Genomic DNA, 18588 nt, shown 5'->3' with positions numbered 1-18588 from the left:
ACCCGTCAGGCCACTGTGTGCCCCAGGATCGCCTCCGTGAGCGGCCCGAGCACGGCCGGAGGCAGGGCGTGCCCCATACCCGGTATCTCCACCAGCCGGGCCCCCGCGACGACTTGGGCCAGGTGCTGGGGGTGCGGGGGCGGGAAGACCGGCTCGGCGGGAGCCGAGACGACGAGGACCGGGACCGCGTTCCGGGCCAGCTCGGCGGTGCGCGGCATGCCGGAGTCGTCGGCGCGGCCGTGCGCGGTCGAGACCGCGTAGGTCCCGGCGTGTTCGATGACGCGCCGCTCCAGTTCCCTGAAGTACGCGGCGTCGAACGGGAGTTGGCCGCCGCCCAGCACCCGCCAGTGCTCCACCCGCCGGTCCAGCTCGGCCGCCGGGCCGTGGTCCGCGACCGGGCGCGCCCACAGCTCAAGCACCTCCGGCGCGATGCCGGGCAGCTCCGCGACGGGTACGCGCGTACCGTCCGGCCGCACGTACGGCGTCTCGCTCAGCGCGCACGTGCCCAACAGGGTCGCGCTCAGCACCCGTTCGGGGTGGTCGGCCAGCACCAGCTGGGCGAGCATGCCGCCCAGTGACAGTCCGACGAGGTGCGCTCGCTCGATCCCGAGGCCATCCAGGACCGCGACCACGTCCTGCGCCAGGTCCGTGACGCGGTAGGGATGTTCATCGAACGGGTGACTGGACCTGCCCGTGTCGCGGTGGTCGTAGCGGATGACGTGGTGATGCTCGGCGAGCGCGTCCACCAGCGGCTCCGGCCAGCCGATCCCGGAGGCCTGGGCCCCCATGACCAGGAGCAGCGCCGGGGCGCCGGCCGGCCCACGCCGCTCGGTCCACAGCCGCACTCCCGGTGCGACCTCGACATACTGCTCCCGCACCTGCACCCGCTGCACCTGCACCTGCTCGTCGACGCGCTTCATGAGCCACCCTCCCGCACGACAGGACCGCATCTCGATCCCGCACTATCGAGACGGAACGTATCGTCTCACGCGAAGAGGGGTCAAGTGCCGGGCGTCGGCGCCGCCAGGTCAGAAGCTGCCGCCGCCGAAGTCACCGCCTCCACCGAAGTCACCGCCCCCACCGAAGTCGCCTCCGCCCCCGAAGTCGCCCGGATCGAAGTCCGCCCCGGACTGGTCGCCGCCCTCGTAGCCACCACCGGCGTCCCCGTACCCGTATCCGTCGCCGTAGCCGTAGTCCGCCGCGTACGCGGGGCCCGCCATCATTCCGCCGAGCATCGTGCCGATCAGCAGGCCCGGCAGGATGCCTCCGCCGAAGTACCCGCCCGCCCACGGCCCGTACGCGGGCCCGGCCTCCCAGTAGGGGCGCCGCTCGCCCGAGTCCGTGGCCACCGTGCGCACCATCGGGTCCTGCCCGTCCGCCAGGCGTACCGCGTCGGCCGCGCAGACGGGGACCTCGCGCCGCGCGCCGCCGGGCGGCGCCCACGTCGCGTCCTGGACCGAGGGGCCGTGCCGGGGGTCGAAGAAGCAGGGTGCCCGGCGCTCCGGCAGGGGGCGGCGCTCGCGCCGCGCGGCGAGCAGCGCCAGGGAGAAGCGTCCGTCCTCCAGGGCCTGGGTCACCCCGCGCACGTCATCCGGGCGCGTCGCGGCCGCCATGTACGACTTGGCCTTCTCGTACGCGTCGAGCGCGCGTTCGTAGTCGGCGCGCATCGCGTCGTCCGCCCCGGGCTCGGCGGGGTGGAAGTCGAGCCGGTCCAGTTCCTCGCCGAACGCGGTGATGTCCTCGTCGACGACGACGGACAGTTTGCGCAGCGCCTCGGCCTGCGCCTGCTCGTGACGCCGCTTCTTGCGCCGGATCACGGCGTACGCGCCCACGCCGCCGGCCACGATGACCACGCCGACCCCGGCCAGGGTGCCCACCGAGACGCCCTCGCCCACGGGTCCGCCGCTCCAGAACCGCGGGGCGTCGCCCCGGGCCTGCGCGATCGCCTCGTCGACGAATTCGTTGAGCTGCGTGTTCGTGTCCTGGCCGCGGACCAGCGAGACGAGGTTGGTGACGGCGTTGCCCGTCAGCACCGACCGGTCGGCCTTGGCGTCGAACGCGTCGCCGAGCCGGACCGCGTACACACCGGTCACGCCCGTCTCGGTCCGCAGCTTCTGGAAGATGTCCTGTCGCGGGAAGTCCTGCGGCAGCACGGCCACGAACACCGGTTTGTCCGCGTCCTCGATCTTCTGGGCAAGGGCGTCGGCCTGGGCGTCGGACAGCTGGTCCGACGCCGCGGGATCGACGTACACCGGATCCTGCCGCCAGGCCTCGGCCACCTCCGAGGTGCTGGAGACGGCCGACGCCCCGGGAGCCGCCGTGAAGGACGCGGCGCCCAGGGCGAGCAGCAGCCCGGAAAGCCCCACACTGAACCGCTTCACCCGATTCCTCATACTTCGAACGTAACCCAGCGGGGCCGCCCGCGGAGGTTCGGGGAAGGGGTTACTCGGGCGGCTCGACCCCGGCCCGCAGCAGGCCGTACGTGTAGGCGTCCTCCAGCGCGCCCCACGAGGCGGCGATGACGTTCTCCGCGACGCCCACGGTCGACCACTCCCCCACGCCGTCCGACGTCGAGATCAGCACGCGCGTCGTGGACGACGTGCCGTGCTTGCCTTCCAGGATGCGGACCTTGTAGTCCACCAGCTCCAGCTTGGCGAGCTGCGGGTAGATCCGCTCCAGGCCGACCCGCAGCGCCCGGTCGAGGGCGTTGACCGGGCCGTTTCCCTCCGCCGTGGCGACGATGCGCTCGCCCTTGGCCCACAGTTTCACGGTCGCCTCGTTGGCGTGCGTGCCGTCGGGGCGGTCCTCGACGATCGCCCGCCAGGACTCGACGCGGAAGTAGCGGCGGGCCCGGCCCTCGGCCTCCTCCCTCAGCAGCAGCTCGAAGGAGGCGTCGGCGGCCTCGTAGGTGTAGCCCTGGAGTTCGCGCTCCTTGACGCGCTCCACGACCCGGCCGACCAGCGCGCGGTCGTCGCCGAGGTCGACGCCCAGCTCCTTGCCCTTCAGCTCGATGGAGGCGCGGCCCGCCATGTCGGAGACGAGCATGCGGATGCGGTTGCCGACGAGGTCCGGGTCGATGTGCTGGTAGAGGTCGGGGTCGACCTTGATCGCGGAGGCGTGCAGGCCCGCCTTGTGCGCGAAGGCGGAGACACCGACGTACGGCTGATGCGTGGAGGGCGTGAGGTTGACGACCTCGGCGATGGCGTGCGAGACGCGGGTCATCTCGCGCAGCGAGCCCTCGGGGAGGACCTGCTTGCCGTATTTGAGTTCGAGGGCGGCGGTGACCGGGAAGAGGTTGGCGTTGCCGACGCGTTCGCCGTAGCCGTTGGCCGTGCACTGTACGTGGGTGGCGCCGGCGTCGACGGCGGCGAGGGTGTTGGCCACCGCGCAGCCGGTGTCGTCCTGGGCGTGGATGCCCAGGCGGGCGCCGGTGTCGGCGGCGACGGTGGCCACGACGGCGTGGACCTGGGCGGGGAGCATGCCGCCGTTGGTGTCGCACAGGACGACCACGTCGGCGCCCGCCTCGGCGGCGGTGCGGACGACGGACTTGGCGTACTCGGGGTTGGCGCGGTAGCCGTCGAAGAAGTGCTCGCAGTCCACGAAGACGCGCCGCCCCTGCCCGCGCAGGTAGGAGACGGTGTCGCGGACCATCTCCAGGTTCTCGTCCAGGGTGGTGCGCAGGGCCAGTTCGACGTGGCGGTCGTGGGCCTTGGCGACGAGGGTGATGACGGGGGCGCCGGACGCGAGCAGGGCGTTCACCTGCGGGTCGTCGGCCGCCCTGGCGCCCGCGCGGCGGGTGGCGCCGAAGGCGACGAGCTGGGCGTGCCGGAAGGTGATCTCCTGCTGGGCCCGCGCGAAGAACTCGGTGTCGCGCGGGTTGGCGCCGGGCCAGCCGCCCTCGATGAAGCCCACGCCGAAGTCGTCCAGATGCCGGGCGATGGTCAGCTTGTCCGCGACGGTCAGGTTGATGCCCTCGCGCTGGGCGCCGTCGCGCAGCGTCGTGTCGAAGACGTGGAAGGAATCGTCGGGGATGCTGGTTTCCGTCATGCTGATCTGGCTCCTGTGTCGGATCTCGGTCTACCGGAAAGACCGGCTCCACCGCCCACAATGATCCCGCGTGCTCCGCGTCCGGCTGCGGTTGGGCCGGGAAACGAAAAAACCCCTCGCGGGTGCGAGAGGTCTGCGCGCGGGTCGAGGACGACGGTGTCCGCCCGTACGTGATGGGTACGAGACGGTCACTGCGGACCGGCGCGCCTGCTGCCAATAATCATGGCGAACGAGAGCACGGACGCAGCCTGCCACAGCGTGCCCCCGCCGCGCGGCCTTGTCTCACGATGCGGGCGGCGTGCCGGACACGCCGCCCGCCCGCACCACGGGGGCATCCACCGCGGAGACGTCAGCCCAGGTGGCGTCAGCGCAGGTGGCGTACGAAGGCGTCGTCGCCGTCGTTGGTGTCGCCGCTCAGCAGCTTCTCGTCGGCGGAGAGGAAGGCGATCCGGCGGCCGTTTGCCGAGATGCCGCCCGGGGTGACGCCCGCCGTGGCCGCGCCGCCGGTGGTGTCAGGGGTGACCAGCGTGGTGTCGCCCTCCTTCAGGTCCCGCAGGTAGACGGGCCACTCCTTGCCGTATTTCGAACCCGGCTCGGCCAGCTCCGAGAGGAAGGTGAGGTAGCGGCCGTCGGCGCTGAGGGCCGGCGCGCGGGTGTAGACCGCGCCGGATCCGCCCTGGGTGCCGTGGATCCGCTGGTTCGTGCCGGTGGCGATGTCGTGGACGAAGACGTTCCACGCGGCGTCGTCGTCGTTCGGAACCAGATGGGTGTCGCGGGACTCGAAGACGACCGTGCGGCCGTCGCCGCTGATGGACGGGGTCAGGGACTCCTTCTCGGTCCTGGAGCCGTCGTGGGAACGGTCGACCTGCGTCACCTTTCCGGTCCTGCGGTCGCGCAGCCACAGGTCGCTCCAGTCGTCGCCGCGCGGGCCGTTGACGAAGGAGTTGGCGTAGACGACGCGGCGGCCGTCGTCGCTGACGGTCGGCGAGTGGGCGTCGCGCTCCCCGTCGTCGCCCGTGTAGGGGTGGCTGACCTTCTCGGTGGTGCCGGTCTTCCGGTCGCGCAGGAAGACCGCGGTGCCGTCGAACTGCGGCCCGTCGGTGCTGAAGACGGCGTAGCGCGCGTCGGCGCTCAGGGAGACGCTGCCCGCGCCGTCGCCGGGGTAGCCGTCGGGCAGTTCGACGTCGAGGCGCTCGACCTTCCTGGTCCTGCGGTCGTAAAGGCGCACGTCGCGGTCGGAGTAGGAGTCCGCGGGGCTGGAGACGAACGCGACGTGGCGGCCGTCGGCGCTCAGGGCCGGACCGCCGACCTGGCGGCCCTTCAGGGCGATGCGCTCCGTCTTCCCGGTGCGCAGATCGCGTACGAAGATGTCGCGCGCGCCGTTCGTGTCGCCGGTGACCAGGTCGGTGGCCGCGGAGTCGAAGGCCGCGAACCGGCCGTCGCGGCTGATCACGGCCCCGGCGGACCGGTCGTTCGCGGCCTTGCCCCCGGGCGTGACGCTGACGCCCTCGGTGCGGGGCGCGGCCGGGGCGGCGACGGCCGCGGGCAGGGCGACGACGGTGACCGCGAGGACGGCGGCGGACAGGGCGGCGCGGTGCGTATGGGTGCGGTGCCTGGTGGTGCGGTGTGTGCTGGTGCTGGGCATGAGCTGTTCCCCCGTAAGTTCTCCTGGTCGGGCGACGCCGAATCGAGCCGGTCTGTGCGCACACACGTCCGCTCATGGACATGGCTTCCCCGAAGCCTGTCGCATCCCCGGCCCACCATCGAAGGCCCACTCGCATACAAGCGCACCCCTGGGCGGGCAGGCAATCCGCCGGTATGCGTACAACCTAGACAGGCCGCGGGGCGTCCCTACGCGTCCGAGGCGAGCGCCACGTCGAGGAACTCCCGTACGTGCGCGAGGACTTGGTCCCGGCCGGTGCCGCGCAGCCCGATCGCCACGTGGATGGAGAACCCGTCGAGCATCGCCCGCAGCCGGGCCGCGAAACGGTCGGTGTCGGGCAGGGCGAACTCACCGCGCGAGACGCCCTCGGCGAGCAGCGCCACCAGGTCACGGTGCCAGGCGCCCTCGATCGCGGCCTGCCGGTCGCGGCCCTCCTCGTCGGCGTTGAGGGAGCGGTTCCAGACCTCCAGCCAGAGCGTCCAGTGGGGGTCGCCGGGGCCGTCGGGGACGTACAGCTCGACATAGGCGTCCAGGCGCGCGCGGGCCGTGCCGGGGCGGGCCAGGAGGCGGCCGCGCTCGATACCGAGGCGGCCCTCGCTCCACTCCAGGGTGCGCAGGAGCAGCTCGTCCTTGGTGCGGAAGTAGTAGAGGAGGTGTCCGGAGCTCATGCCGACCTCACGGCCGAGCGCGGCCATGGTCAGCTTCTCCAGGCCACGCTCGGCGATCATCTCCATGGCGACGGTCAGCACGTCCTCACGCGGTGGGGCGTTCTTCCGCGCACGGACCTGACCGGCCATGTCACTGCTCCTTAGCTCACACCTTCGGCTGCTGCTGGGTGATGCAATGAATGCCACCGCCCCCGGCAAAGATCGTACGGGCGTCGACGAGCGTCACCGTACGGTCGGGGAAGAGGCCGCGGAAGATGCCCGCGGCCAGCTCGTCGTTCGGGTCGCCGAAGGCGCACAGGACGACGCCGCCGTTGCAGAGGTAGTGGTTGATGTAGGAGTAGTCGACCCAGCCCTCGTCGTCCTTGAGGACGGTCGGGGCGGGTACCTCGACGATCCGCAGGGTGCGGCCGCGCGCGTCCGTCTGCCCCTTCAGGGTGGCGATGATCTCCTTGCTGACCTCGAAGTCGGGGTGGGCGGGGTCGCGCTGGGAGTGGACGAGGACGACGCCGGGCGCGGCGAAGGCGGCGACGATGTCGACGTGGCCGAGGGTGCCGTAGCCGTGGCCGGGGTAGTCGGCGGTGAGGCCGCGCGGCAGCCAGATCGCCTTGGTGGTGCCGAGGTGGGCGTGGATCTCCGCCTCGACCTCCTCCTTGGTCAGGCCGGGGTTGCGCTCGGGGCCGAGCTGGACGGTCTCGGTGAGCAGGACGGTGCCCTCGCCGTCGACGTGGATGCCGCCGCCCTCGTTGACCAGCTTCGAGGAGTACGTCCGGGCTCCGGCCAGGTCGGCGACGTACGCGCCGATCTTGGAGTCGTGCTCCCAGCGGGCCCACTCCTGGGCGCCCCAGCCGTTGAACGTCCAGTCCACCGCGGCCAGTGTGCCCTTGCCGTCGGTGAGGAAGGTGGGGCCTATGTCCCGCATCCAGGCGTCGTCGAGCTCCCGCTCCACCACCTCGATGTCCGGGCCGAGCAGTTCGCTCGCGTACGCGGACTGGGCGGGCCCGCAGACCACGGTGACAGGTTCGAAGCGGCGTACGGCGCGGGCGACGTTCGCCCAGGCCAGGCGGGACTCGTCGAGGTCCGCGGGGTCGTCGAAGGTGGGGTTGGGGCACGGCCACGCCATCCAGGTGCGTTCGTGCGGGGCCCACTCTGCGGGCATGCGGAAGCCGTCGGCGGCAGCAGTCATGACGTACACCTTTAAAGGAAGTAGAGGCGGTTGAGGGAGACGGAGTCGGCCGGCTCGGAGCGGACCGGGTCGCCGTCGAGGGTGACGAGGCCGGTCTTCTGGTTCACGTCGACGGCGCCGGTACGGGAGTTCAGCCGCAGGTCGGCCGGGCCGATGCCGCGCGTGCCGCGCACCGCGACCCTGCGGCGGCGGGTGGGCATCGTGTCGTTGCCCTGGTCGACGGCGGCCTGCGCGACGAACGCCACGGAGATGTCGGCGGGCACGGCGCCGTGGGCGCCGAACAGCGGGCCGAGGACGAGGGGTTCGCAGGTGTCGGTGGCGGCGTTGGGGTCGCCGGTGACGCCGTAGGCGGGGAAGCCGGACTTCAGGACCATCTGCGGCTTGGCGCCGAAGTACTGGGGGCGCCACAGCACGATGTCGGCCATCTTGCCGACCTCGATGGAGCCGACCTCGTGGGCGAGGCCGTGCGCGAGGGCGGGGTTGATGGTCAGCTTGGCGATGTAGCGCAGGACGCGGGCGTTGTCGTCGTGCGGGCCGTCGCCCTCCATCGGGCCGAGCTCGGCCTTCATCTTCCCGGCCATCGCGAAGGTGCGGCGTACGGTCTCGCCCGCGCGGCCCATGCCCTGCGCGTCGGACGAGGTGATGCCGATGGCGCCCAGGTCGTGCAGCACGTCCTCGGCGCCCATCGTCCCGGCCCGGATGCGGTCGCGGGCCATGGCGGCGTCGCCCGGCAGGTCGGTCTTCAGGTCGTGGACGGAGACGATCATGCCGTAGTGCTCGGCGACGGCGTCGCGCCCGAAGGGCAGGGTGGGGTTGGTGGAGGAGCCGATGACGTTCGGGACGCCCGCCATCTTCAGGACGTTCGGCACGTGGCCGCCGCCACAGCCCTCGATGTGGAAGGCGTGGATGGTCCGGCCGTCGAGGACCTTCAGGGTGTCCTCCACCGAGAGGCACTCGTTCAGGCCGTCGCTGTGCAGGGCGACTTGGACGTCGTGTTCCTCGGCGACGCGCAGCGCGGTGTCCAGCGCGCGGGTGTGCGCGCCCATGTCCTCGTGCACCTTGAAGCCGGACGCGCCGCCCTCGGCGAGCGCCTCGATCAGCGGGGCGTCGTGCGAGGACGAACCCCGGCCGAGGAAGCCGATGTTGACCGGCCAGGCGTCGAAGGCGTTGAACGCGTGGCGCAGCGCCCAGGGCGAGTTGACGCCGACGCCCCACACCGGTCCGAACTCCTGGCCGATGATCGTGGTGACGCCGGAGGCGAGGGAGGCCTCCATGATGCGCGGCGAGAGCAGGTGGACGTGGGTGTCGACGGAGCCCGCGGTGGCGATCAGCCCCTCGCCGGAGACGATGGACGTGCCGGTGCCGACGACGACGTCGACGCCGTCGAGGGTGTCGGGGTTGCCCGCGCGCCCGATGGCGTGGATGCGGCCTTCCCTGATGCCGATGGACACCTTGCGGATGCCCTGCACGGCGTCGATGACGACGACGTTGCTGATGACGACGTCGCAGGTCTCGCGGATGGCGGCGGCCTTCAGGTGCAGCCCGTCGCGGGCGGTCTTGCCGAACCCGGCGAGGAACTCGTCGCCGTACCTCTGGGAGTCGGACTCCACGCGGATCGTCAGCCCGGAGTCGCCGAGCCGGACGTGGTCGCCGGCGCGGGGGCCGTGCGTGGCGGCGTACTCGTAGGGGGTGAGGCGGCGGGGTGCGGCGGGGTGGCCTCCGGGGCGGCTCATCGCTCGGCCTCCTGGTCGGTCTGGTCGGTCGTTTCCGGTACGCCGAGGTAGCCGCAGGCGGCGGCGCGGCGCAGCGCCTCTTCGCGGGCGCCCGGGGCGTCCAGCGGGCCGTCGACCAGGCCGGCGAAGCCGATGGCGATCCGCTCGCCGCCGATGGGCAGCAGTCCGACCTCGCCGCTCTCGCCGGGGCCGAAGCGGACGGAGGAACCGGCGGGTACGGCCAGGCGCAGGCCGTACGCGGCGGCGCGGTCGAAGTCGAGCCGGGGGTTGGCCTCGAAGAAGTGGAAGTGCGAGGTCACGGAGATGGGCACGGTGGCGGTGTTGCGCACGGTCAGCGTCACGGTGGGTGCGGGGTCGTCGTGCGCGGGGCCGGGCAGCAGGGCGCCGGGCGCCTCGCTGCCGAGGCTGCCGCTACCGCTGAGACCGTCGGGACCGCCGCCGATGGGGTCGGAGACGACGGCGAGGCGGGACCCGTCGTCGAAGACGGCCTCCACGTGCACCTCGGTGACCACGTCGGCGACGCCCGGCAGGACGTCGTCCGGGCCGAGTACGGCGCGGGCGCGCTCGACGGCCTCGGCGAGGCGGGCGCCGTCGCGGGCGGCCTCGCACACCGTGTCGGCGATCAGCGCGGTCGCCTCGGGGACGTTGAGTCTGAGGCCGCGCGCCTTGCGGGCCCTGGCGAGCTCGGCGGCCCCGAAGAGCAGCAGCCGGTCGCGTTCGGTGGGCGTCAGTCGCACGCCGTGCACCTCCCTGATCGCAAAGTTAGAACATCACTCTAACCACGAAATCCGCATGCTGGAAGCATTGACGGGAGAGGTTTGCACGGGTCACATTGAGCGCTGCTCAAAACTTGTGAGCGCCATCGAGATCAGCCGAGCGTCAGGGGCACCCTCATGCCGATAGAACAGCGCGGAGTCGACACCATCCCGGACGGGGAGCGCACCAGCGGCCCCAGAGACCTCGTGTCGATCCTGATCGGCTCCAACCTCTGCCTGGGGGTGATCGTCTTCGGCTGGCTGCCGGTGTCGTTCGGCCTCAGCTGGTGGGAGTCGGTGAGCGCGGTGGTGGCGGGCACGGTGATCGGCACCGCGCTCACCGCGCCGCTCGCCCTGGTGTCCCTGCGCACCGGGACCAACCTCTCCACCTCATCCGGTGCCCAGTTCGGCGTGCGCGGCCGGCTCGTCGGCTCGGTCGTCGGCCTGCTGCTCTCGCTCGGCTACACCGCGCTGACCATCTGGATCGGCGGCGACGTGATGGTGGGCACCCTGCACCGCCTGACCGGCCTGCCGGCCGGCGGTCTCTCGTACGGCCTGGTCTACGCCCTGCTCGCCGCCGCCACCGTGATCGGCGCGGTCTTCGGCTACCGTGTCCTGCTGCGGCTCTCCCGGGTCCTCGCCTTCGGCATGACGGCGCTGCTGCTCCTCGGCGTCATCGCGTACGCCCCCGACTTCACGACCTCGGCGCTGCCGGGCGCGGGCGGCTACCTCCTCGGCTCGTTCTGGCCGACCTGGCTGCTCGCCCTGGTGGCGGCGGGCCTGTCGGGGCCCATCGCCTTCATCACGCTGCTCGGCGACTACACCCGCTACGTCTCCCCGGCCCGCCACAGCTCCCGCGCGGTGCTCGGCGCGGCCTGGGTGGGGCTCCTCGCGGGGCTGCTGATCCCGCAGCTCTTCGGCACCTTCACGGCGTACGCGGCGCGCGCCGCCCTGGACTACGCGGGCGGGCTCGTCGACGCCTCCCCCACCTGGTACCTGGTGCCGCTGCTGCTCGCCGCCTCCGCCGGGTCGGTGGGCAACGCGGGCCTGATGCTGTACTCGATGGGCCTCGACCTGGACGCCATCCTGCCCCGTGCCTCCCGCGCCCGCGCCACGTACACCGTCGCCGTCGTCGCCACGGCCTGCGTCTTCGTCGGCCACTACGCGTGGGAGGCGCAGGACGCGATGACGTCGTTCGTCCTGCTCCTGACCGCCATCGGCACACCCTGGGCGGTCATCACCCTGATCGGCTTCGCGCGCTGTCGCGGGGAGTACGACGCTCAGGCCCTCCAGGTCTTCAACCGCCGCTCACGGGGCGGCGTCTACTGGTACCGCTCCGGCTGGAACGTGCAGGCCACCGCGGCCTGGGCGCTCGGCGCCGCCGTCGGGCTGCTCGCGGTCTCCCTCCCCTCGTACGAGGGTCCGCTGCTGTCACTGACGGGCGGGGTCGACTGCAGCTTCCTGCTGTCCGGGGTGGTGGGCGGCGCGGTCTACCTGGCGCTGACGGGGCGGGACCAGGCCGCCGGGGGCGCCCTGGAGACGGCTCCGGCGACCGCCGCTCCGGTGGCGCCTTCCGTCGATCACGTGGGCTGACGGAGGCTTCGGACGCCGCGCGGCGCCAATACCCCCGCGGGGCGCCGCGCCTCAGCCGATGTCCAGGATGGCCTTGCCGTGCAGACGGCGGTCGAGCAGCGCGTCGGCCGCCTCCCCGAACTCGCCCCAGGGGCCCCGCCAGGATGTGCCGGGGTCGAGCGCCCCGGACGCCACCTGCCGCGCGAGCAGGCCCAGGTCCCGGGCGAGGCCGGTGCAGCCGAGCAGGTAGAAGCTGACCACCGAACGGTCGTGGCGGCCCTGGTCCCCGTAGAGGGCCCCGTGCGGGAAGTGCTCGGCGTCACCGCCGGAGTGCCCGACGGACACGAGCGTGCCGTGCTGTTCCAACTGTTCGTAGGCCTCGACGAGTTGACGGCCGCCGATCATGTCCACCACGCCGTCCACCGGAGCCGCTGCCGCGGCAGGGGTGGCGATGACCTCGTGCGCGCCGAGGGCCCTGAGCATCTCGCCCCGCCCCTCGGGATCGCCGGTCACCGCGACGACCTCCGCACCGCCCTGCCGGGCGAGCTGCACCGCGTACCGCCCGACGCCGCCGGTGGCGCCCGTGACCATGACGCGCCTGCCGAGGATCGGGCCGACGCGGTGCAGGGCGCGCAGGGCGCTGGCACCGGCGACCGGCACGGTGCTGACGGCCCCCGGGTCGGCGCCCTCGGGCACGGTGCCGATCAAGTCCGTGGTGACGGCGCGGAGTTCGGCCCAGCCCCCGGCGGCGTCCATGGTCACCACCGGGGTACCGACGGCGGGCCCCGAGCCGTCGGCGGCGGCACGCTCGACCACGCCGGCCGCGTCCCAGCCGAGCACCGCGCCGTCGGGGGCTCCCTCCAGGACGTGGCGGACCTCTCCGTAGTTGAGGGAGGTGGCGGCGACCCGGACCAGGGCCTGGTGCGGTGCGGGCTCGGGGTCCGGGGCCTCGCCGAGGCGCAGGCCGCCGGGGGCGGAATGGTCGACCAGGAGTGCGCGCATGGGTGTGGAGCCTTTCGACGTACGCCAAGAGGGAGTGGGCCGGGCGCCGGGGGTGGAGCCCGGCCCGCGGCAATAGTGCCACTGAGTGGCATAAGCCTTCAAGGGGCGTTCGCTCCGGCGTCGCACTCGGCGGCTACACTCCCGGCATGGACGCGATGGACCTCGAAGAGCTGCCCCTGCGGGAACGCAAGAAGCTGCGGACGCGGCAGGCGCTTGTCGACACGGCTCTGGAGCTGTTCACGGAGCGGGGCTTCGACGGCGTCACGCTCGACGCGCTGTGCGACGCGGTGGAGGTCAGCAAGCGCACGTTCTTCCGTACGTTCAGCAGCAAGGAAGACGTGGCGATGGCGCCGACCCAGGACCTGTGGGCGGCGTTCCTCGAAGAGCTGGAGAAGGCCGAACCGGCCGCGGGACAGCCGCTGTTCGACGTACTGCGGGACACGCTGCTCGGCGCGGTGGCGCGGATGCCGGGTGAGGGGTGGGCCCACCGGGTGCTGCTCAGCCGGCGGCTGGCGGCGGTCACGCCGTCCATGGACGCGCACTGCCTCGCGTTCTGCGACCGCACGAGCCGGGCGGCGCTCGTCACGCTGCGGCGCCGGTTCGCCCTGCCGGGCGGGGGCGATCTGCGTCCTCGGCTCGCGATCGACCTGCTGGTGGCGGCGTTCCACCGGGCGCTGGAGGGGTGGGCCGAGAGCCCCGGGCCGACGCGGGACTCCCTCGCGGCGGCGGTACGGGATGCCTGCGGCGCGGTGCCGGGGAGTCTCGCCCTTGCCGCGCGGTAGCCCCCGGCGGACGGGCGGTTTCGTCCGCGGGCACGGTGGGGGCTGATCGCGCAGTTCCCCGCGCCCCTGAAGGCCGCGGCTGCCCACGGTCTTCGTCCGCGTGTCATCTCGGGTGCGCAGCGCGCGAGGCTCTGATCAGGGGCGCGAGGACTGCGCGACCAGCCACGACGGGCCCGCACCACAGAGCGGAAACCCCGCCCACCAGAGTCACGGAGACCACCTCACCACGCCACGCGCAACCCCCCTCAGGGGCGCGAGGAACTGCGCGACCAGCCCCCGCCGGCCCGCGCCAAAGAGCAAAGACGAGAACCCCACGCCCACCAAAGGCACCGAGACCACCTCACCACGCCACGCGCAACCCCCCTCAGGGGCGCGAGGAACTGCGCGACCAGCCCCCGCCGGCCCGCGCCAAAGAGCAAAGACGAGAACCCCACGCCCACCAAAGGCACCGAGACCACCTCACCACCCCACGCGCAAACCCCCTCAGGGGCGCGAGGAACTGCGCGACCAGCCCCCGCCGGCCCGCGGCCGAAGGCGAAGGGAACAGCCCCGCGCCCAGCACGGCCGCGGGGCCACAGAGATACCGCGAAGCCCTCAGCCGAGACCGTGCATCCAGCCGTGGCTGTCCTCCACCGTGCCCCGCTGGATGTCCAGCAACGCGTCCCGCAGCTTCATCGTGACCTCGCCCGGCTCGCCCCCGCTCTGCCGCCACTCCCCCGCGTTGCACTTGACCGTGCCGACCGGCGTGATGACCGCCGCCGTGCCGCAGGCGAAGACCTCCGTGAGCGTGCCGTTCTCGGAGTCCGCCTTCCACTGGTCGATGGAGACGCGGGCCTCCTCCGACTCATAGCCGAGGTCACGGGCGACCGTGAGGAGCGAGTCACGGGTGACACCCGCGAGCAGGGAGCCGGTCAAGGTCGGCGTCACGATCTTGTTGCCGTACACGAAGTACAGGTTCATGCCGCCCAGTTCCTCGACCCACTTGTGCTCGACCGCGTCGAGGTAGGCGACCTGGTCGCAGCCCTTCGCCGCGGCCTCGGCCTGCGCGAGCAGCGACGCCGCGTAGTTGCCGCCGGTCTTCGCGTCGCCCATGCCGCCCGGCACCGCGCGCACGCGGTCCTCGGAGAGCCAGATGGAGACGGGCTTGACGCCGCCGGGGAAGTAGGCACCAGCCGGCGAGGCGATGACGACGAACAGGTACTCGTTCGCGGGCTTCACGCCGAGGCCGACCTCGGTCGCGATCATGAACGGGCGCAGGTAGAGGGACTCCTCGCCGCCGTGCGCCGGAACCCACGCCTTGTCCTGCTTGACCAGCACGTCGCACGCCTCGATGAACGTCTCGACCGGCAGCTCCGGCATGGCGAGGCGCCGCGCGGAGGACTGGAAGCGGCGGGCGTTGGCGTCGGGCCGGAAGGTGGCCACCGAGCCGTCGGGCTGCCGGTAGGCCTTGAGGCCCTCGAAGATCTCCTGGGCGTAGTGCAGGACGTTCGTCGCCGGGTCGAGCGCCAGCGGGCCGTAGGGGACGAGCTGGCCGTCGTGCCACCCGCGGCCTTCCGTCCACTTGATCGTCACCATATGGTCGGTGAAGTGGCGGCCGAACCCGGGGTTGGCCATGATCGCCTCGCGCTCCGCCGCGGCCAGCGGCGACGAGGAGGGCTTGAGCTCGATGGTCGGCGTCGTCGGCGTCGTCGTCATGAGTGCTTCGTCCTTCACGGTGTGATGGTGACGGACCGCGCTCACGCCCGTACCGAGCGGTAACTGCACCGGTACTGGGACGTCCGAGCTTCCCTGTCGTTCACGGCCCCACGTTCGATTATCGCTCGCGGGGTCCCGAGGGAGAAACGGCAGGAATGCGGCCCGGGGGTCGATGGTGACACTCCGGAGCCGCATACGAGAAGCCGCCGGGTGCCCTGAGGACCCGGCGGCTTCTGTGTGGTCGTCGAGCCGCCGGGTCAGCCCGCTGCTCGTACGGCGAGCGCGTCGCCGATCTGCTCGGTGGTGCGCACGCTCTCCCCGCGCTCCGCGAGGTCCGCGGAGACGGCGGCCTCGATGCGGGCGGCCTCGGGCTCGTAGCCGAGGTGGCGCAGCAGGAGGGCGACGGAGAGGACGGTGGCCGAGGGGTCGGCCTTGCCCTGGCCCGCGATGTCCGGCGCCGAGCCGTGCACGGGCTCGAACATGGACGGGAACTCGCGGCTCGGGTTGATGTTGCCGGAGGCCGCGACGCCGATGCCGCCGGAGACGGCCGCGGCGAGGTCGGTGATGATGTCGCCGAAGAGGTTGTCGGTGACGATCACGTCGAAGCGGCCGGGGTCGGTGACGAGGTAGATCGTCGCGGCGTCGACGTGGATGTAGTCGGTGGTGACCTCGGGGAACTCCTCGGCCACCTTGTTGAAGACGTTCGTCCAGAGGTGACCGGCGTAGGCGAGGACGTTGTTCTTGTGGACCAGCGTCAGCTTCTTGCGCGGGCGGGCCTGCGCGCGGGCGAAGGCGTCGCGGACCACACGCTCCACGCCGAAGGCGGTGTTGACGGAGACCTCGGTGGCGACCTCGTGCGGCGTTCCGGTGCGGATCGACCCGCCGTTGCCGGTGTAGGGGCCCTCGGTGCCCTCGCGCACGACGATGAAGTCGATCTCGGGCTGGTCCTTGAGCGGGGTCGCGACGCCCGGGAGCAGCTTCGAGGGCCGCAGGTTCACGTGGTGGTCGAAGAGGAAGCGGAGCTTCAGCAGGAAGCCGCGCTCCAGGACGCCGGACGGGACCGAGGGGTCGCCGATCGCGCCGAGGAGGATGGCGTCGTGCCGCTTGAGGGCTTCGACGTCGGCGTCGGTGAGGGTCTCACCGGTGGCGTGGTAGCGCTTGGCGCCGAAGTCGTACTCCGTGGTCTCCAGCTTCACATCCGGCGGAAGGACGGCGCCAAGGACCTTGAGCCCCTGGGCCACGACTTCCTGGCCGATGCCGTCACCGGGGATCACTGCGAGATTGAGGATGCGAGAGCTGTCCGACATGCGGGCAGCGTACCTTCCGTCCCAGGGAATGACATGCGCTGTCCGGCATGCGGACATCTCCCCGGCAGACAGGTTCTGTTCACCCCGGCGTGTGGCGGGAGTTGGGCAACGCTGGGAAGTTCCCTGCCATGGACACACCGAACCTCGGCATTTCGGACCTCGGCATTCCGAACCTCGGCATTCCGGAGCGGCTCGCGGCCCGGATGAGCATGCCGGAGCAGCACGAGTACCTGCGCGCTAGGCTCTCGCGCCGCAAGGTGCTCGCCCGTTCGTTCGCGGCGGCCGGGACGGTGGCGGGCGCCGGCCTGCTCACGGGCAGTTCGAGCACCGCGTACGGCGGGGGCGCGCCGGCCGCGCACACGTCGAGCGCCCCGGCCGCCCCGGTGCGGGTCGACGGCAGGCTGGTCGCGCCCTTCGGCCGGCATCTGGCGTTCGGCGCCGACCCGAGGACACAGATGCGGATCTCCTGGCAGGTGCCGCTGTCCGTCAAGTCCCCCTATGTGCGAGTGGGCCCGAAGCCCTGGGAGCTGAGCCAGAAGATCGAGGCGGAGGTACGTGACCTCCACACGCCCTCGCTCTCCAAGAAGCTGCCGGCCGTGGAGCAGTACTACCTGCACGCGGCGCTCGACGGGCTCAAGCCCGGCGCCACGTACTACTACGGCGTCGGCCACGACGGCTTCGATCCGGCCTCACCCGAGCGGATGGCGACAATCGGCTCGTTCAGGACGGCGCCCGCGCGGCCGGAGAGGTTCGTCTTCACGGCCTTCGGCGACCAGGGCGTCAGCTATCACGCGCTCGCCAACGACCAGGTGATCCTGGGGCAGAACCCGGCCTTCCATCTGCACGCGGGCGACATCTGCTATGCGGACACCACCGGGCACGGGGAGGACTCGGACACCTATGACGCGCGCGTGTGGGACACCTTCCTCGCGCAGACGGAGACGGTCGCGAAGTCGGTGCCGTGGATGGTGACGACCGGCAACCACGACATGGAGGCGTGGTACTCGCCGAACGGCTACGGCGGGCAGTCCGCGCGCTGGTCGCTCCCCGACAACGGCTTCGACCCGCGCCGCGCACCGGGCGTCTACTCCTTCACGTACGGCAACGTCGGCGTCGTCGCGCTGGACGCCAACGACGTCTCGTACGAGATCCCCGCCAACAGGGGCTACACGGACGGGAAGCAGACCGCCTGGCTGGACAGGCGGCTGGGTGAGCTGCGGGCGGACGACGGCATCGACTTCGTCGTCGTCTTCTTCCACCACTGTGCCTACTCGACGTCGCGGCACGCCTCCGACGGCGGGGTGCGCGACGCGTGGCTGCCACTGTTCACGAAGCATCAGGTGGACCTGGTCGTCAACGGCCACAACCACGTCTACGAACGCACCGACGCCATCAAGGGCGGCGAGGTCGGCAAGCCCGTGCCCGTCGGCGCGTCGACCGATCCGACGCGCGACGGCATCGTGTACGTCACCGCGGGCGGCGCGGGCAAGGACCTCTACGAATTCGGCCCCGGGGTGCCGGACAGCCACGAGGGCGACGTCCACGATCGCGACGAGATCGCGACCTTCCACTGGACGAAGGCCCGGCGGTCCGACCCCGAGAAGGTCGCGTGGTCACGGGTGCGCTACACCGGTTTCTCGTTCCTCGCGGTGGAGGTGACGGCGGGCGCGCGCCCGAAGCTGTCGGTCTCCGCGCTCGCCGAGAGCGGCGAGCGCGTCGACCACTTCGAGGTCGTACGCGGGGTGCGCGGCGTGCGCGGGTCTCAGTGACCCGTCTCCCCGCCGTTGTCCCTGCGGTCGAGGGCCCGCTGGAGGGCCAGGGCGGCGTTCTTGCGCTCGGTGCGCTCGGAGTCGCTCTTGCGGGAGGTGTGACGGATTCGGCGGACGGTCGTCTCGGCCATGGGGATCCACTCCTTGAGGGGAAGGGTGTTTCGAGACGCCGGAAGCGACGGGGAGCGGCGGAGCGGCAGGGTTCGCCTGCGCGGGGCTCCGGCTCACGACCGCCATTCGCTTGATCGAGCGAGACGTTCGGCTCCTACAACGCTAAGGCAGCGCGGAGCGTCTGTCTCCACAATTACTCGGGCTTCCTACTATCTGAGACGGGCTTCACGCGTGTGCCGTTCTTTGCTCGCGGATCAGGGCCCCTACGGAGATCAGGGCCCATACGGCGAACGGACGGTCA

Annotated in this window: 15 protein-coding genes; 3 read left to right on the top strand and 12 right to left on the bottom strand. The window is 72.0% G+C overall.

The window, feature by feature from the left end; all coding sequences use genetic code 11:
• Positions 1-5: 5 nt before the first annotated feature.
• The 8 genes from ACOBQB_RS36935 to ureA form a co-directional block, all read right to left on the bottom strand.
• Positions 6-920: an alpha/beta fold hydrolase gene (locus ACOBQB_RS36935; protein ID WP_423598282.1), complete on the bottom strand. Its 915-nt coding sequence runs from the start codon at positions 918-920 to the stop codon at positions 6-8.
• A gap of 108 nt (positions 921-1028) precedes the next feature.
• Entirely contained in the window at positions 1029-2393 is a 1365-nt protein-coding gene (locus ACOBQB_RS36930) for a hypothetical protein (protein WP_423598280.1), read from the bottom strand.
• A 49-nt stretch (positions 2394-2442) separates the two neighbouring features.
• Positions 2443-4047, bottom strand: coding sequence for a citramalate synthase (gene cimA, locus ACOBQB_RS36925; RefSeq protein WP_423598278.1), 1605 nt, complete (start codon positions 4045-4047; stop codon positions 2443-2445).
• Between the two features lie 364 nt (positions 4048-4411).
• A complete protein-coding gene (locus ACOBQB_RS36920; protein ID WP_423598276.1) occupies positions 4412-5692 on the bottom strand; it encodes a TolB family protein in 1281 nt (426 codons plus the stop codon).
• 206 nt (positions 5693-5898) lie between these two features.
• Positions 5899-6507, bottom strand: coding sequence for a TetR/AcrR family transcriptional regulator (locus tag ACOBQB_RS36915; protein WP_423598274.1), 609 nt, complete (start codon positions 6505-6507; stop codon positions 5899-5901).
• 16 nt (positions 6508-6523) lie between these two features.
• Complete coding sequence (locus ACOBQB_RS36910; protein ID WP_423598272.1) at positions 6524-7561, bottom strand: agmatine deiminase family protein; 1038 nt, start codon at positions 7559-7561, stop codon at positions 6524-6526.
• An 11-nt stretch (positions 7562-7572) separates the two neighbouring features.
• Positions 7573-9294, bottom strand: coding sequence for an urease subunit alpha (locus ACOBQB_RS36905; RefSeq protein ID WP_423598270.1), 1722 nt, complete (start codon positions 9292-9294; stop codon positions 7573-7575).
• Positions 9291-10031 (bottom strand): urease subunit gamma, encoded by a 741-nt coding sequence (gene ureA, locus ACOBQB_RS36900; RefSeq protein WP_423598268.1) that lies wholly within the window; start codon positions 10029-10031, stop codon positions 9291-9293. The genes ACOBQB_RS36905 and ureA overlap by 4 nt, the downstream gene beginning before the upstream one ends.
• Before the next feature lie 156 nt (positions 10032-10187).
• Between ureA and ACOBQB_RS36895 the strand changes: the two genes are divergently transcribed.
• On the top strand, positions 10188-11642 hold the full coding sequence (locus ACOBQB_RS36895) for a cytosine permease (protein ID WP_423598266.1): 1455 nt from the start codon (positions 10188-10190) through the stop codon (positions 11640-11642).
• A gap of 51 nt (positions 11643-11693) precedes the next feature.
• Here the strand turns inward: ACOBQB_RS36895 and ACOBQB_RS36890 are convergent, their stop codons facing one another.
• Positions 11694-12623 carry a zinc-binding dehydrogenase gene (locus ACOBQB_RS36890; RefSeq protein WP_423598264.1) on the bottom strand — a complete coding sequence of 310 codons (930 nt, stop codon included), beginning with the start codon at positions 12621-12623 and terminating at the stop codon, positions 11694-11696.
• Between the two features lie 146 nt (positions 12624-12769).
• Between ACOBQB_RS36890 and ACOBQB_RS36885 the strand changes: the two genes are divergently transcribed.
• Complete coding sequence (locus ACOBQB_RS36885) at positions 12770-13405, top strand: TetR/AcrR family transcriptional regulator (protein WP_423598262.1); 636 nt, start codon at positions 12770-12772, stop codon at positions 13403-13405.
• Positions 13406-13999: 594 nt separating this feature from the next.
• Here the strand turns inward: ACOBQB_RS36885 and ACOBQB_RS36880 are convergent.
• Both ACOBQB_RS36880 and ACOBQB_RS36875 read right to left on the bottom strand, forming a co-directional pair.
• Entirely contained in the window at positions 14000-15100 is a 1101-nt protein-coding gene (locus ACOBQB_RS36880) for a branched-chain amino acid aminotransferase (protein WP_423598993.1), read from the bottom strand.
• 257 nt (positions 15101-15357) lie between these two features.
• Entirely contained in the window at positions 15358-16407 is a 1050-nt protein-coding gene (locus ACOBQB_RS36875; RefSeq protein WP_423598260.1) for a 3-isopropylmalate dehydrogenase, read from the bottom strand.
• Between the two features lie 128 nt (positions 16408-16535).
• Here ACOBQB_RS36875 and ACOBQB_RS36870 point away from each other — a divergent pair, with 128 nt between their 5' ends.
• A complete protein-coding gene (locus ACOBQB_RS36870; protein WP_423598258.1) occupies positions 16536-18176 on the top strand; it encodes a purple acid phosphatase family protein in 1641 nt (546 codons plus the stop codon).
• On the opposite strand, the gene ACOBQB_RS36865 is transcribed toward ACOBQB_RS36870, so the two are convergent.
• Positions 18170-18307 carry a hypothetical protein gene (locus tag ACOBQB_RS36865; RefSeq protein ID WP_423598256.1) on the bottom strand — a complete coding sequence of 46 codons (138 nt, stop codon included), beginning with the start codon at positions 18305-18307 and terminating at the stop codon, positions 18170-18172. The genes ACOBQB_RS36870 and ACOBQB_RS36865 overlap by 7 nt on opposite strands.
• Between the last annotated feature and the right edge of the window lie 281 nt (positions 18308-18588).

The organism is Streptomyces sp. G5(2025), from assembly GCF_049542075.1.
Lineage (GTDB): Bacteria > Actinomycetota > Actinomycetes > Streptomycetales > Streptomycetaceae > Streptomyces.
This window is presented reverse-complemented; position numbering and strand designations above follow the sequence as displayed.